The sequence below is a fragment of the Pseudomonas sp. IzPS59 genome, assembly GCF_014863505.1.
Classification (GTDB): domain Bacteria; phylum Pseudomonadota; class Gammaproteobacteria; order Pseudomonadales; family Pseudomonadaceae; genus Aquipseudomonas; species Aquipseudomonas kribbensis.
The window spans coordinates 4,442,007-4,456,431 of record NZ_CP062251.1 but is presented as its reverse complement, the minus strand read 5'-3'; the positions used below and the strand labels follow the sequence as shown (position 1 = coordinate 4,456,431).

17 protein-coding genes are annotated in these 14,425 nt (G+C 60.8%); 9 read left to right on the top strand and 8 right to left on the bottom strand.

Annotation, left to right across the window (positions count from 1 at the left end; translation table 11 throughout):
* Positions 1–10 precede the first annotated feature (10 nt).
* The 3 genes from IF189_RS19920 (at position 11) to cysB (ending at position 2,606) form a co-directional block, all read left to right on the top strand.
* Positions 11–916 (top strand): 5'-nucleotidase, encoded by a 906-nt coding sequence (locus tag IF189_RS19920; protein WP_085730576.1) that lies wholly within the window; start codon positions 11–13, stop codon positions 914–916.
* A gap of 98 nt (positions 917–1,014) precedes the next feature.
* Positions 1,015–1,518: a universal stress protein gene (locus IF189_RS19915; protein WP_085710767.1), complete on the top strand. Its 504-nt coding sequence runs from the start codon at positions 1,015–1,017 to the stop codon at positions 1,516–1,518.
* Between the two features lie 113 nt (positions 1,519–1,631).
* Positions 1,632–2,606: an HTH-type transcriptional regulator CysB gene (gene cysB, locus IF189_RS19910; RefSeq protein WP_007955684.1), complete on the top strand. Its 975-nt coding sequence runs from the start codon at positions 1,632–1,634 to the stop codon at positions 2,604–2,606.
* Positions 2,607–2,614: 8 nt separating this feature from the next.
* Here the strand turns inward: cysB and IF189_RS19905 are convergent, their stop codons facing one another.
* Together IF189_RS19905 and IF189_RS19900 are read right to left on the bottom strand one after the other, a co-directional pair.
* Positions 2,615–3,097, bottom strand: a complete 483-nt coding sequence (locus IF189_RS19905) for a GreA/GreB family elongation factor (protein WP_134827667.1) — start codon at positions 3,095–3,097, stop codon at positions 2,615–2,617.
* Between the two features lie 2 nt (positions 3,098–3,099).
* Positions 3,100–3,507 carry a hypothetical protein gene (locus IF189_RS19900; RefSeq protein ID WP_134827666.1) on the bottom strand — a complete coding sequence of 136 codons (408 nt, stop codon included), beginning with the start codon at positions 3,505–3,507 and terminating at the stop codon, positions 3,100–3,102.
* A gap of 124 nt (positions 3,508–3,631) precedes the next feature.
* Between IF189_RS19900 and earP the strand changes: the two genes are divergently transcribed.
* On the top strand, positions 3,632–4,774 hold the full coding sequence (gene earP / locus IF189_RS19895; protein WP_134827665.1) for an elongation factor P maturation arginine rhamnosyltransferase EarP: 1,143 nt from the start codon (positions 3,632–3,634) through the stop codon (positions 4,772–4,774).
* 48 nt (positions 4,775–4,822) lie between these two features.
* Positions 4,823–5,392 carry an elongation factor P gene (locus tag IF189_RS19890; RefSeq protein ID WP_003226785.1) on the top strand — a complete coding sequence of 190 codons (570 nt, stop codon included), beginning with the start codon at positions 4,823–4,825 and terminating at the stop codon, positions 5,390–5,392.
* A 78-nt stretch (positions 5,393–5,470) separates the two neighbouring features.
* Here IF189_RS19890 and IF189_RS19885 read toward each other — a convergent pair whose 3' ends face one another.
* From IF189_RS19885 to IF189_RS19875, 3 genes are all read right to left on the bottom strand, one after another.
* Positions 5,471–5,890, bottom strand: a complete 420-nt coding sequence (locus tag IF189_RS19885; RefSeq protein ID WP_192552138.1) for an organic hydroperoxide resistance protein — start codon at positions 5,888–5,890, stop codon at positions 5,471–5,473.
* Between the two features lie 284 nt (positions 5,891–6,174).
* Positions 6,175–6,639, bottom strand: a complete 465-nt coding sequence (locus IF189_RS19880; protein WP_134827664.1) for a MarR family winged helix-turn-helix transcriptional regulator — start codon at positions 6,637–6,639, stop codon at positions 6,175–6,177.
* 83 nt (positions 6,640–6,722) lie between these two features.
* Positions 6,723–7,679, bottom strand: a complete 957-nt coding sequence (locus IF189_RS19875; RefSeq protein ID WP_114884562.1) for a LysR family transcriptional regulator — start codon at positions 7,677–7,679, stop codon at positions 6,723–6,725.
* Between the two features lie 112 nt (positions 7,680–7,791).
* On the opposite strand from IF189_RS19875, the gene IF189_RS19870 reads away from it, so the two are divergent.
* Entirely contained in the window at positions 7,792–8,541 is a 750-nt protein-coding gene (locus IF189_RS19870; protein ID WP_085744971.1) for a sulfite exporter TauE/SafE family protein, read from the top strand.
* Here IF189_RS19870 and IF189_RS19865 read toward each other — a convergent pair.
* Positions 8,531–9,385: a LysR substrate-binding domain-containing protein gene (locus tag IF189_RS19865; protein WP_007955701.1), complete on the bottom strand. Its 855-nt coding sequence runs from the start codon at positions 9,383–9,385 to the stop codon at positions 8,531–8,533. The two genes, IF189_RS19870 and IF189_RS19865, sit on opposite strands and share 11 nt — an antisense overlap.
* Before the next feature lie 97 nt (positions 9,386–9,482).
* Here IF189_RS19865 and IF189_RS19860 point away from each other — a divergent pair, with 97 nt between their 5' ends.
* Together IF189_RS19860 and IF189_RS19855 are read left to right on the top strand one after the other, a co-directional pair.
* Entirely contained in the window at positions 9,483–9,698 is a 216-nt protein-coding gene (locus IF189_RS19860; RefSeq protein ID WP_114884556.1) for a DUF1127 domain-containing protein, read from the top strand.
* A 64-nt stretch (positions 9,699–9,762) separates the two neighbouring features.
* Positions 9,763–10,989, top strand: a complete 1,227-nt coding sequence (locus tag IF189_RS19855) for a winged helix-turn-helix domain-containing protein (protein ID WP_134827663.1) — start codon at positions 9,763–9,765, stop codon at positions 10,987–10,989.
* 131 nt (positions 10,990–11,120) lie between these two features.
* Here the strand turns inward: IF189_RS19855 and IF189_RS19850 are convergent, their stop codons facing one another.
* A complete protein-coding gene (locus IF189_RS19850) occupies positions 11,121–12,467 on the bottom strand; it encodes a class II 3-deoxy-7-phosphoheptulonate synthase (protein WP_114884552.1) in 1,347 nt (448 codons plus the stop codon).
* 127 nt (positions 12,468–12,594) lie between these two features.
* On the opposite strand from IF189_RS19850, the gene IF189_RS19845 reads away from it, so the two are divergent.
* On the top strand, positions 12,595–13,350 hold the full coding sequence (locus IF189_RS19845) for a spermidine synthase (protein WP_085710756.1): 756 nt from the start codon (positions 12,595–12,597) through the stop codon (positions 13,348–13,350).
* A 3-nt stretch (positions 13,351–13,353) separates the two neighbouring features.
* On the opposite strand, the gene IF189_RS19840 is transcribed toward IF189_RS19845, so the two are convergent.
* Entirely contained in the window at positions 13,354–14,145 is a 792-nt protein-coding gene (locus tag IF189_RS19840) for a crotonase/enoyl-CoA hydratase family protein (protein ID WP_192552137.1), read from the bottom strand.
* Positions 14,146–14,425 lie beyond the last annotated feature (280 nt).

Genomic DNA, 14,425 nt, shown 5'->3' with positions numbered 1-14,425 from the left:
GGGGGAAGGCATGGCCAAGAACATCGATGACAAACTGGTGCTGGCGATTTCGTCCCGTGCCCTGTTCGACCTGAGCGAGAGTCACAAGGTCTACCTGTCGAGCGGCGTCGAAGCCTATCGGCAATATCAGATCGAGCACGAAGACGAAATCCTCGCGCCGGGCGACGCCTTTCCGCTGGTGGAAAAACTGCTCAACCTCAACAGTCGCCTCGGCCGCGCCCGGGTCGAGGTGATTCTGGTGTCGCGCAACAGTGCCGACACAGGCCTGCGGGTGTTCAACTCGATCGATCACTACGGCCTGGCGATTTCCCGTGCGGCGTTTGTCGGCGGGCGCAGTCCTTATCCTTATCTCAAGGCGTTCGGTTGCGACCTGTTTCTTTCCACTCATGCTGAAGACGTGCGCTCGGCGCTGGACAACGGCTTTGCGGCGGCGACGATTCTTTCCGGTGGCGCCAGCCGTGCGGCCAGCGATGAATTGCGCATTGCCTTCGACGGTGACGCGGTGCTGTTTTCCGACGAGTCGGAGCGGGTCTATCAGTCCGGCGGCCTCGAAGCCTTTCAGGCCAAGGAGCGTGAATCCGCTCGCGAGCCTTTGCGCGGCGGGCCGTTCAAGGGCTTCCTCGCAGCGCTCAATCTGCTGCAGCGTGAGTTCCCGGACGATAACTGCCCGATCCGCACCGCACTGGTTACCGCGCGTTCGGCACCGGCCCACGAACGGGTGATCCGCACCTTGCGCGAGTGGGATATCCGTCTGGACGAGTCGCTGTTTCTCGGCGGCCTGACCAAGTCGGCGTTCCTCGAAGCGTTCGCGGCGGACGTGTTTTTCGACGATCAGGCCGGGCATTGCGAGCTGGCCCGGGAGGTGGTTGCCACCGGCCATGTCCCCCACGGCATCAGCAACGAACCGGCGGTCTAAAGCCCTCGTGGTTCAAGACGTTGCGTCGCACGTCGTACTCGCCAAGGCACTGCTAAGCTGAATCAAATCTCCGCCATGTTGGCTTGCGAGGAGGTCATATGATTCGTTCGATGCTGTATGCCACTGACCTCGGTCTGTACGCACCGTTAGTGATGCAGCATGCCCTGGCGATGGCGCGAACATTCAATGCCGACTTGTATGTGGTGCACGCGGTGGAACCCATGGGGCTGTTTGCCGAGTCGGTGTTGCAGAGCTATCTCGACGAACAGGCGTTGAACGAATTTCACAGTCAGGGTCTGAAAACCGTCATCGCCAATATCGAGCAACGGGTGCTCGACAGTTTTCGCGAAGAGCTGGGGGACGAGGGCGAGCAGGATCTGCTGCGGATTCGCGCGGTGCGGGTGCTGCAGGGCGATCCGTCGCAGGTGATTCTCGACCAGGTCCAGAAACTCTCCGTCGATTTGCTGATCGTAGGAAGTCACAGCCACGGGGTCGGGGCGGAAACACCGTTGGGGCGCACGGCGACGCGATTGCTGCAATTGTCCAAGGTGCCGGTTTACATGGTGCCGCTGGTGGAGCGTCGGCGTCGGGAGGATCGCTGAGACGGCAATAATGGCGTTTTGATAAAAAAGTTCTAGATTTATTCTTCAAACCATTAATATAGTTATATACCGTCGCTGATGCCCGTGGCGTCTACCTGCTTTGAGGGATTCATATGAAGCTTCAACAATTGCGCTACATCTGGGAAGTGGCGCACCACGACCTCAACGTTTCCGCTACAGCCCAAAGTCTCTACACCTCGCAACCGGGCATCAGTAAGCAAATCCGTCTGCTGGAAGACGAACTGGGCGTCGAAGTGTTCGCCCGCAGTGGCAAACACCTGACCCGCGTCACCCCGGCCGGCGAGCGGATCATCACCACCGCCGGTGAGATTCTGCGCAAGGTCGAAAGCATCAAGCAGATCGCCCAGGAATTCTCCAACGAGAAAAAAGGCACCCTGTCGATCGCCACCACGCACACCCAGGCACGTTATGCACTGCCGCCGGTGATCAGCAATTTCATCAAGCAATACCCGGACGTGGCGCTGCACATGCACCAGGGTTCGCCGATGCAGATCGCCGAAATGGCCGCTGACGGCACCGTGGATTTCGCCATTGCCACCGAGGCGCTGGAACTGTTCGGCGATCTGGTGATGATGCCGTGCTACCGCTGGAACCGCTGCGTGGTCGTGCCTCAGGGCCACCCGCTGACCAAGCTGCCGAAGCTGACCCTCGAAGCGCTGGCCGAATACCCGATCGTGACCTACGTGTTCGGTTTCACCGGCCGTTCGAAACTCGACGAAGCCTTCAGCCATCGCGGCCTGACGCCGAAAGTGGTGTTCACCGCCGCCGACGCCGACGTGATCAAAACCTACGTGCGCCTGGGTCTGGGTGTCGGCATCGTGGCTAAAATGGCCGTAGATACCAAACTCGACAACGACCTGGTGGTACTCGATGCCAGCGAACTGTTCGAATCCAGCGTGACCAAAATCGGTTTCCGTCGCGGCACTTTCCTGCGTGGTTTCATGTGCGACTTCATCGAGAAATTCGCACCGCACCTGACCCGCGAAGTCATGGCCAAGGCCATCCAGTGCCACAACAAGCAGGAACTGGAAGAGCTGTTCGAAGGCGTCGAACTGCCGGTTCACTAAGCCCCTGTCTACAGCACCTCGGTGACAGCGAACTGTTGCCGGGTGCCCGCCACCAGAATCTCCACCTCGTCACCCTCGAACTTGCCCAGCAAGCTTTTGCCCAGCGGCGAGCGCGGGGTGATGACGGTAATCGGCTGACCGACCACGTCGACTTTCAGACCCGCCGCATCCGGCGCCAGAAACAGCCATTGCTCGCGACCCTTTTCGTCTTCCAGACCGAGCAGGGCGCCGATTTCAATCCCGCGTCGATCGTCATAGGCCCGCAGCGTCAGGTTCTGGCAGACCGCCAGTGACTGGCGGATCTCCTCGACCCGTTTCGCTTGCCCGGCCGCCAGGTACGACGCCTCGAGTCCCAGGGTGTCGTACTTGTTTTCGGCGATGTTCTCTTCGTGGGTCGCGGTTTCGTAAGCGGTTTGTGCGGCGCGTTCGGCGATGTCGAGGTCGACGCGCAGTTTGTCGAGAATCAGTTGGTGGACGGTGTGCTTGTTCATGATCAATCGCAGAATTGCAGGACGTTGGCGCGGCTCTTTTCGCTTGGGGCCGTCTGATCCTGCTGGAGCCAGAACTGGCATTTAGGGTTCGACTGGTTGCGCGTGCTGCTGCGGGCCTGATCCAGGCGATTCTGCTGTTCGTTCTTGCGCAGATTTTCTTCGTACTGCTCGAACAGGCGGTTTTGCGGCTCGGTCTCTGGCTGCGGCTGGGCGACTACCGCAGGCTTGCTCAGCTGTTGCACTACATCCGCCACCGGTTGCAGTTGGCGGCTGAACAGCATCGAAGCGAGCCAGCACGTCAGCGCAATGGCCAGGAAACCCAGCCACAGACCCAGGGCAATGCTGCCGGTCAATTGCAGCGCGCTAAGCTGGACAGGCAAGGGACGACGCGTGTTGGGGCGGTAGGGCATGGCTGCCTCCTGGCGGATGATTGCGGGCAAGTGGCGATTGTCGCACGAAGATTAATTGTCGTCGGCTCTTCTGCACGCGGACATTTATGCGGACAATCGGCGCTTTTGCCAACGGGAGTCTTGAATGCCGCAACCGAAAACCCGCTGGGACATCTTTTGCACCGTGGTCGACAACTATGGCGACATCGGCGTGACCTGGCGTCTGGCCCGGCAACTGGCGGCCGAGCATGCGCTGGCGGTGCGGCTGTGGGTCGATGATCTGCGTGCGTTCGAGCGTATTTGCCCGGAACTCGATATCCATCTCGATGCGCAATGGCAGCAAGGCGTCGAAGTCCGGCACTGGCCGGCAGAATGGCCTGAAACGGACGCCGCCGACGTGGTGATCGCTGCGTTTGCCTGCCAGTTGCCTAGCACCTACATGGACGCCATGGCCGAGCGGGAAAAACCGCCACTGTGGATGAACCTCGACTATCTCAGCGCTGAAGACTGGGTGGTTGGCTGCCACGGTCTGCCTTCGGTGAAGTACAAGTCCGTGCAGAAGATCTTTTTCTTCCCGGGATTCCAGGCCGGCACTGGCGGACTGTTGCGTGAAAGCGGATTGCTGGATCGGCGTCGGCGGTTTCAGCAGGATCCCGAGTCGCAGCGACAATTCCTGCAAGCCCTGGGGGTCGTTCCTGCGCCGGGTGCGCAACTGATTTCGCTGTTTGCCTACGAGAATGCCGGGCTCGCCAGTTGGCTGGATGTGCTCGCCGCTGATTCGACACCGACTCATCTGCTGGTGCCGGAAGGGCGGATTCTCGGTGATGTCGCGCGCTGGCTCGGAGTCGAGTCGCTGGCGGTGGGTGACTTCAATGTGCGTCAGGCGCTCACCGTACAGGTGCTGCCGTTCGTCCGGCAGGATCAATACGATCAACTGCTGTGGTGTTGCGATTTCAACGCGGTGCGCGGCGAGGACTCGTTCGTCCGGGCGCAATGGGCTGGTCGGCCGATGCTGTGGCACATCTATCAGCAGGACGAAGATATCCATCTGGACAAGCTCGATGCCTTCCTCGCGCTCTATGGAAAAGGCCTTTCGACTGAAGCAGCCGAGGCGATGAACGGTCTCTGGCGGGCCTGGAGTGCCGGGCAGCCTATCGGCCAGCACTGGCTTGAGGCCCGTAAACACTGGCCCGAACTGCAGGAAAATGCCGAAGCATGGTGTCTGGAACAGGCCTTGCAGGCCGATCTTGCGACGGCGCTGGTACAGTTTTACCGAAATTGGATATGATACGCGGCCTAGATTTTTGTAAATCCCATCCAAATTCGGATATTCGCAATGAAAACTGGTAAAGAACTCAAACCCGGTACCGTGATTCGTATCGACAACGATCCTTGGCTGGTTCAGAAAGCTGAATTCACCAAATCGGGCCGTAACAGCGCGATCATGAAGACCAAGCTGAAGAACCTGCTGACCGGTTACAAGACCGAAACCGTTTACGGTGCGGACGACAAGCTGGACGACGTGATCCTCGACCGCAAAGAAGCGACCCTGTCCTTCATCAGCGGCGACACCTACACGTTCATGGACACCACTGACTACACCATGTACGAACTGAACGCCGAAGACATCGAAAGCGTTCTGCCTTTCGTTGAAGAAGGCATGACCGACGTTTGCGAAGCCGTGTTCTTCGAAGAGCGTCTGGTTTCCGTAGAGCTGCCGACCACCATCGTGCGTCAGGTTGACTACACCGAAGGTTCCGCTCGCGGTGACACTTCCGGCAAGGTGATGAAGCCTGCCAAACTGAAGAACGGTACCGAGCTGTCGGTTGCTGACTTCATCGAAATCGGCGACATGATCGAGATCGATACCCGCGAAGGCGGTTCCTACAAAGGCCGTGCCAAATAAGCACTGCTTTTTGCGGAAAGAAAAAGCCCGACCATTGAGTCGGGCTTTTTTGTGCCTGCGATTTTTGCTGCCGGGCAGTTACACGGTCACGTGCAGGCGTACATCGACATTGCCGCGGGTGGCATTGGAGTACGGGCAGACCTGGTGGGCGGCGTCGACCAGGCTTTGTGCGTCAGCCTGTTCCAGGCCCGGCAGGGCGATGTGCAGGTCGATGTCCAGACCGAAACCACCAGGAATCTGACCGATGCCGACGTGCGCGGTGATCGACGCGTCGTCCGGGATTTTGCGTTTGGTCTGGCTGGCGACGAATTTCAGGGCGCCGATGAAGCAGGCCGAGTAGCCGGCAGCGAACAGCTGCTCAGGGTTGGTGGCCGTGCCGCCGGCACCGCCGAGTTCTTTCGGAGTGGCCAGTTTGACGTCGAGGATGTTGTCGCTGGAGATCGCACGACCGTCACGGCCGCCGGTGGAGGTTGCGATTGCGGTGTAGAGAGTTTGCATGGTGTGAGCCTCGTCGAGTGTGTGGTTTGTTGCGCTAATTGTTTGCGCGCTAACTAAGTGCGAAGTAAATGTACTTCGCTAATATTTAGTGCGCAAGCTAATTTTTTCAAAAACACGGAAGCGAAACGTGGATCAGCTCGGGGTGAGATCTCAAGCTTCTGATATGAAAGGCTTTTTTGAGAGAGAAACGAGAGAAAAAAATTTTTGGGGGAGGGGGTGAAACAGAGAAAAATGCGATTTTCCCTGCAGGTGCGAGGCTGCTCCTGCAGGGAAGAGGAGGAGGTTTAGGTCAGGCTGTCTTGCAGATGACCACGCAAGGCCTGCAACTCGGCTTGCAGGTTTTGCAGGCGTTCCAGCGTGAAGCCACTGGCGCCGAGGATGCATGGCGGAACGGTTCGAGCCTTGTCTTTCAACGCGCGTCCCTGTGCAGTCAGTTCAACGATCACCACCCGTTCATCCTCGCGGCTGCGGGTCCGGCTCAGGAGTCCTTCACCTTCCAGACGCTTGAGCAGCGGGGTCAGCGAGCCCGGATCGGTCAGCAGGCGCGTGCTGATTTCTCCGACGGTCAGACCATCTTTCTCCCACAGCACCATCATCGCCAGATACTGCGGATAGGTCAGGCCAAGCGCTTGCAGCAAAGGCTTGTAGACCTTGGTCATCATCAGCGAGGTGGAATGAAGGGCGAAGCAGGCCTGATTGTCGAGCAGCAGCTCTTCGCAGTGGTCGGTGGTGTTGCGGTCGGTGGTCATGTCGGTGCCTTGAACGGTAATGCAGATGAATCTAGCGCTCGAATCTTTAATGCGCCAGACAATTGTGCCCGGTGGCGAATTGGTCAGTGCCGGCCAAGTTCTCGTTGCAGCGCCAGATCCCACGGTGGCACGGGGCTGAAACGAGTCTTGAGGTATTCCAGCAGCAGGCGGCTGCGGGAGCTGGCCTGTTGTTCCAGCCGCAGCGCGTAGATGCCGGTGCTCTCCGGTTTCGGCAGGCCGTTTTCACAGAACAGCGGAAGCAACTCGCCACGCAAAAGGTATTCGCTGGCCAGCCAGGTCGGCAGATGCGCGATCCCGAGTCCCGCCAGCGCACCGCAGACCAGCGCCTCGGCGTTGTTGGCGCTCATGCGGATTCGTGCCGGGCGGTGCAATTGCATCTGCCCGTCCTGTTCGAATCGCCAGGCGAAGGGTGGGGCGAGGCCATCCCAATCGAGGCCGTCGTGTTCACCCAGTTGCGCGGGCTCGCTCGGCACGCCCCGACGCTTGAGGTAGTCGGGGCTGGCGCAGGCAATGCGCACCATGCTGGCCAGCGGTGTGGCGACCAGTCGGGTGTCGGCCATTTGTCCGGCGCGGAGCACCAGATCGACCTTGCCCAGGTTCGATCCGTCCATGTCGACGAAGCTGTCGATCAGATGCAGCTGCACATCCAGGCCCGGATACAGCACCAGAAAATCGGCAATCACCGGCGCCAGGTGCCGCCGCCCGAACGCTGCTGGCGCATCCACGCGAATCAAGCCTTCAGGCGCGCTGCTCAGTGATACCGCTTCGGCGCGGGCCAGTTGCAGCTCGGCAACGATTCGCCGCGCCCGTTCGGCAAACGCCAGGCCGGCCGGTGTGGCGCGGACTGCGTGAGTGCTGCGAATGAATAACTGGCTGCCGACAGCACTTTCCAGGCTGTCGATGCGTCGGGCAACGGCCGAAGGCGTGAGCGGATGTCGACGTGAGGCGGCGGAAAAACTGCCGCTCTCCAGTACGTCGAGGAACAGTCCGAGTTGTTCGGTCAATTGATTGGGGTTCATGAATCGGCTCAGTGCCTATGCGAATTTGGCACAGCCATTGTGCGTTGCTGTGCGTTTCCGTGCCAGTGCCGACTGCGTAGGATGGGTCGCCTGACGTATGAGGAATTCTGCTGTGATCGAGTTTTTGCTGTACCTGTTGTTTGGCGCCGCCCTCGGTACTCTGGGTGGGATATTCGGCATCGGCGGCGGCCTGATCGCCATTCCGCTGCTGGGCGTCTGGTTCGGCCTCGATCAACAGATCGCCCAAGGCACGGCGCTGGTGATGGTGGTGCCGAACGTGATGCTGGCGCTGTGGCGTTATCACCAGCGCAACCGCATCGAACTCCGGCACGCGCTGCCGTTGGCGGTGATGGGATTCTGTTTTGCGTGGATCGGCTCGATCTGGGCCGTGGGCATCGACGCGCAAACCATGCGCATCGGTTTTGTCGCGTTCCTCGTGGCGTTGTCGGCCTACAACCTGGTGCGCATGTTCGGCGCGCGTCCGGCAGCGACGTCAGAGATGCGTTATTCCTGGCCGTGGCTGGGCGTGCTGGGCGCGGCGTCCGGCACCATGGGCGGTCTGTTCGGTGTCGGTGGGGCAGTGGTGGCGACGCCGGTGCTCACGAGCCTGTTCGGCACGACCCAGGTGGTCGCCCAAGGCCTGTCGCTGGCGCTGGCATTGCCGAGCACCGGTGTGACCCTGGTGACGTACGCGGTGCACCACGAAGTGGACTGGATGATCGGCTTGCCACTGGCCATCGGCGGTCTGGCCAGCATCAGTTGGGGCGTGAAAGTGGCCCACGCGATGCCGGAAAAACTCCTGCGTGGGCTGTTCTGCGGGTTCCTGGTGCTGTGTGCGGTGATGCTCGCCTTTAAAGTTTGAAGCCTTCGACGATGTGCTCGGCCAGGCACTCGGTGATTGGCGACGGATTGTTCAGATTGCGGATCAGCATGATGCTGGCCTCGGGCAACAGCGGCAGATCTTCGGCGGCCCCGAGAATCCGCAGGTCCGGTGTTATCAGGCTTTCCAGTTGCGCGGTGATCGCCAGGCCCGCGCTCACCACTGCCATCAATGCCGACAGGCTGGTGCTGTTGTAGGCAATCCGGTATTCGCGGCCCATGGCGTCCAGCGCATTACAGGCCCACAGGCGGCAGAAACAATCACTGTTGAACATCGCCAGCGGCAACGGCGTCTGCTCGTGGGCGCTGAAATTCTGCGCCTCGGCCCAGACAAAACGCTCCTTGCGCAGCAACTGGCCAATCTCGTTACCCGGTTCGCGGGTGACGATCGACAGATCCAGGTCCGTGCGCTGCAGCAACTGTTTGGTCGACTCGCAATGCACCTCGATCTGGATCAGCGGATAGAACTGGGCGAAGCGCGACAGGATCCCCGGCAGAAAGCGCATCACGTAATCGTCCGGCGTGCCGATCCGCACCGTACCGACCATGTGCGGCTCGCGGAGGGTGTTGAAGACTTCGCTGTGCAATTTCAGGATGCGCCGCGCGTAACCGAGCAACACCTGACCTTCAGCGGTGAGGCGCACCTGACGCCCGTCACGCTCGAACAACTGGCGCTGCAACACATCCTCTTCCAGACGCTTCATCTGCATGCTCACCGCTGATTGGGTGCGGTTGACCATTTCGCCGGCGCGGGTGAAACCGCCCTGATCGGCAATCGCGACAAAGGTGCGCAGTACATCGGTATCGATACTGGGGTACGCCGACAATTGATGAATCTCCGTGATGCTTGCCATCAGAAACATTCGTTGGATTGATCGTAGCCCCGGCGCGAGACTTGAGCCATCCCAAAAAGGAGGCAACACGATGAAAGGTCAAAGAGAGTATGCAGGCGAAGAAAAATTTTCCGGCCATATCGTTTCCGATCTGTTGCACAAGTTTAGCCGCTGGTACGAACTTCACCGTGAACGCGAGCTGCTCGCCAGTCTGAGCGACGAGGCTTTGAAGGACATCGGGGTCAGCCGTGCCGATGTCGAACATGAAGCGATTCGGCCGTTCTGGGACGATCCGATGCATAAATGATGAGGCCATCGCTACACAAACCACTTTGTAGTGAGGTAGGTTGCGAGCAGACACGGAGGTACACATGCCCGCGACTTTGTCCTTTTCCCTTAAACAGGCTCGACGTCTGGCACTGGCTGCCCAAGGGTTTCACGGGCGCCAGCCGCCGGCTGTCAAAGCCCTGCACGTCAACCGGCTGATCGAACGCCTCGGCCTGTTGCAGATCGACTCCGTCAATGCCGTGGTGCGCTCGCACTACCTGCCGCTGTTTTCCCGTCTCGGTTCCTATTCTGCTGACTTGCTCGACCAGGCTGCCTGGAGTTCGGGGCGACGCCGTTCGCTGTTCGAATACTGGGGCCATGAAGCGTCGTTGCTGCCGCTGTCGATGTACCCGTTGATGGGCTGGCGCATGCAGCGGGCCAGGCGTGGTGAAGACATCTATCAGCAACTGGCGCGATTCGGTCGTGAGCAACAGGACACCATCCGCCGGGTGCTGGCGTCGGTCGAAGAGCAGGGCGCACTCGGTGCCGGCAGTCTGTCGACCCGTGAGGAAAAGGCCGGCCCATGGTGGGATTGGAGCGCGGAGAAACATGCGCTGGAATGGCTGTTTGCCGCTGGCGAAGTGACCGTCGCCGGGCGGCGCGGCTTTGAAAGGCTGTATGACTTGCCGGAGCGAGTGATCCCGGCTTCCGTGCTGCAACAACCATTGCCCGATGAGGCCGAGGCGCAGCGCGGTTTGCTGTTGCACGCGGCTGAGGCGTTGGGCGTGGGCACGGAAAAGGACCTGCGTGATTACTTCCGCCTGAACCCTGCCGATGCCCGCCCGCGTCTGGCGGAGCTGGTTGAGGCCGGGAAGCTGCTGACCTGCGAAGTTGCTGGCTGGCGCCAGATCGCTTACTGCCTGCCCGAACCGAAAGTCCCGCGTAAAGTCGAGGCCAGCGCATTGCTGTCGCCGTTCGATTCGCTGATCTGGGAGCGCAGTCGTACCGAGCGGCTGTTCGATTTCCGCTATCGGCTGGAGATTTACACGCCGCAGGACAAGCGCGTTTATGGCTATTACGTGCTGCCGTTCCTGCACAACGAACGAATTGCTGCACGGGTTGACCTGCGCGCCGAACGGGCGGCGGGGCGCCTGGCTGTGCATGCGGTGCACGAGGAAGAAGCCGGACTGGATGACGCGGGGATGCTGGCGCTGGCGCTGAACCTGCGGCGGATGGCGGACTGGTTGGGGCTTGAGCAGGTGCAGCTCAATTGTCAGCGCGAAAGTGCCGGTCGGCTCCGAATGGCGATGGTTCAGATCGGCTGCGACTAAACCGGCTTCATCGCTGGCAAGCCAGCTCCCACAGTGACCGAGTCGTTCAAAAATCAAATGTACGACACCAATTCTGTGGGAGCCGGGCTTGCCCGCGATGGGGGCCGGTCAAACACTGAGGGTTTCGGGTGTTAGCGCCGTACTTGCTTCAGCGTCTCGGCAATCAAAAACGCCAGTTCCAGCGACTGATCGGCGTTCATCCGTGGGTCGCAATGGGTGTGATAGCGATCCGACAAACCATCTTCAGTAATCGGCCGCGCGCCACCGATGCACTCGGTGACGTTCTGCCCGGTCATCTCGATGTGGATGCCACCGGCGTAGCTGCCTTCGGCTTCGTGGACCTGGAAGAACTGCTTCACTTCGCCAAGGATCTGCGCGAAGTCGCGGGTCTTGTAGCCGCTGCTGGCCTTGATGGTGTTGCCGTGCATCGGGTCGGAACTCCACAGCACCTGCTTGCCTTCACGTTGAACCGCGCGGATCAGCGCCGGCAGGTGATCGCCGACCTTGTTCGCACCCATCCGTGCGATCAGGTTGAGGCGGCCCGGATCGTTGTCCGGGTTGAGCACGTCGATCAGGCGGATCAGGTCGTCGGGGTTCATGCTCGGGCCGACTTTCACCCCGATCGGGTTGTTCACCCCGCGCAGGAATTCGACGTGGGCGCCGTCGAGCTGACGGGTGCGGTCGCCGATCCACAGCATGTGCGCCGAGCAATCGTAGTAATCGTTGGTCAGGCTGTCGCGCCGCACGAAGGCTTCTTCGTAGTTCAGCAGCAGCGCTTCGTGGGCCGTGAAGAAACTGGTCTCGCGCAGTTGCGGCGAGCTGTCCATGCCGCAGGCGCGCATGAACGCCAGGGTTTCATCGATACGGTCGGCAAGGTGGCTGTACTTCTCGGCCAGCGCCGAGTTGGCGATGAAGTCCAGGTTCCATTTGTGCACCTGATGCAGGTCGGCGAAACCGCCCTGAGCGAAGGCGCGCAGCAGGTTGAGGGTGGCGGTGGACTGGTGATAGGACTGCAGCAGGCGCTCCGGATCCGGTACGCGGCTGGCCGAGTCGAAGCCGATACCGTTGACGATGTCGCCCCGATAGGCCGGCAGGGTCACGCCGTCGATGGTCTCATCGTTGGCCGAGCGCGGCTTGGCGAACTGGCCGGCCATGCGCCCCACTTTCACCACCGGGCAGCCGGCGGCGAAGGTCATGACGATCGCCATCTGCAGCAGCACTTTGAAGGTGTCGCGGATCTTCGCGGCGGAGAACTCGGCGAAGCTTTCCGCGCAGTCGCCGCCCTGCAGCAGGAACGCCCGGCCCTGGGTGACTTCGGCAAACTGACGACGCAGCTCCCGCGCTTCGCCGGCAAACACCAGCGGCGGGTAGCTGGCCAGTGTCTGCTCGACCTGGCGCAGGTGCGCGGCGTCGGGGTATCGGGGTTGTTGCTGGATCGGCAGGGCGCGCCAGCTGTCAGGGCTCCAGGGTTGGCTCATCACGGTCTCTAAGGTTCTACGCACGGACGGCCATGTTAGCAGCAATTAGTGCGTGACCTGCTCCCGCCGCATCGCGGACAATCGCCGCTTTGCCACAGTGCTGTTGCGGTAATGATCTGGAGACGAAATGACTGAGGAGCGCGTCGAGCTGTTGCTCGCCGAGGTACAGGATGAGTTCGGCGTGATTCGCGTGCTGGAAGTGGCCGACTACCGCTTTCTGGAGTTTGGCGATGCCATCGAGCAAAGCTGCGTGTTTACCGCCGACCCGAGCTGGCTGGAGTACGACTACACCCGGGCGATGCTGATCGGCGCGTTGTGCCATGAGCAACCGGAGAGCGCGTTGTTTCTCGGCCTTGGCGCCGGCACGCTGACCCAGGCCTGCCTCAAGTTCCTGCCGCTGGAAGACGTCGAAGCCATCGAGCTGCGCCCCGATGTGCCGCGTCTGGCCATCGAATACCTCGGACTGGATGACGATCCGCGTCTGTACATCCGCGTTGGCGATGCAATCGAACTGCTGCCGACGGCCGAACCGGCGGACCTGATCTTCGTCGACCTCTACACCGATGTCGGTCCGGGCGCCGCGCATCTTGCGTGGAACTTCCTCGGTGACTGTCAGAAACGTCTGAATCCCGGTGGCTGGCTGGTGATCAACCAGTGGGCCACCGATGATGGCAAACCGCTGGGGGCGGCGCTGCTGCGCGGGCTCTATCACCGGCATTACTGGGAGCTGCCGGTGAAGGAGGGCAACGTGATTCTGATCGTGCCGGCGGATCTCGATCAGGTGCTGGACATGCAGGCACTCACCGCGCGAGCTGAAGCGCTGGCGCCGAAGCTGGGTTACTCGTTGCAGTCGTTGATCAATTGCATCCGTCCGGCGACTTGAGTCTCAAGCGCCTTTGAAGTCACCAGGTCTGCGTTCCACCAGCGAACGCACACCTTCTTTGGCATCCTCGGTTGCCAGCAATTTCTTCACCAGCGGCGGCAAACCCTGCGCCGCTGCAGTCTCGCCTTCATATCGCGCCTGACGCGCCGACATCAGCGTCGCCTGCACACCCAATGGCGCCTGTCGGGCAATCCGTTCCGCCAGTTCGATGGCGCGCGGCAGCAAGTCTTCGCTGGCCATGACTTCCTGCACCAGCCCCAGGCGCAACGCATCATGGGCATCGAATTCGTCGCCGGTCAGCAGCCAGCGCATGGCATTGCCCCAGCCTGCGACCTGATGAAAGCGCAACGTCGCACCGCCGAACGGAAATATCCCGCGCTGCACTTCCATTTGGGCGAACCGGGTATTGCTGGCGCACAGGTTGATGTCGGCGGCGAGCATCAACTCGATGCCGATGGTCAGGCAATAACCTTGCGCGGCGACGATCACCGGTTTGCTGACCCGCGGTCCGACGAAGACGCCCCAGGGATCGCAGCCGCCGGTCGGCACCTGCCAGCCTTGGGCGAGGGCGGAACTGGAGTTGACCAGATCGAGTCCGGCGGTGAAATGCTCGCCATGCCCGAACACCACGGCCACCCGCGCGTCGCTGTCGGCCTCGAATTCGCCGTAGGCCAGGGCCAGGTCATTGAGCAGATCCAGATCGAAAGCATTGCGCTTGGCTGCACGGTCCAGACCGATCAAATGGACGTGACCGTGGCGCGCACGGCTGACGCGGCCGGGGCAGGGCTGATTCATGGGTGTTTCCTCGGACGGGAAGAAAGGGTGCAGCGACCAGATGCCGCACGTCGGTGAATCGTTTAAGCGCCATCGCCCGCAGGGCCGGGGTCTTTGAAAAATAGACCTTTGCCCGATTATCCGCAAAACCCCGTTACACAGCGGTGACAACTGTATTTCGCCGATAAAAAAAGCTCCCTTTTTGGGCAAATTCCGGTATAGTGCGCGCCGGCCTTTAACCGGGCCGCGTTTAGGTAGCGCAATTCCCCGAAGTCAGCTTCGGCTGCACGTCCGCACTGCG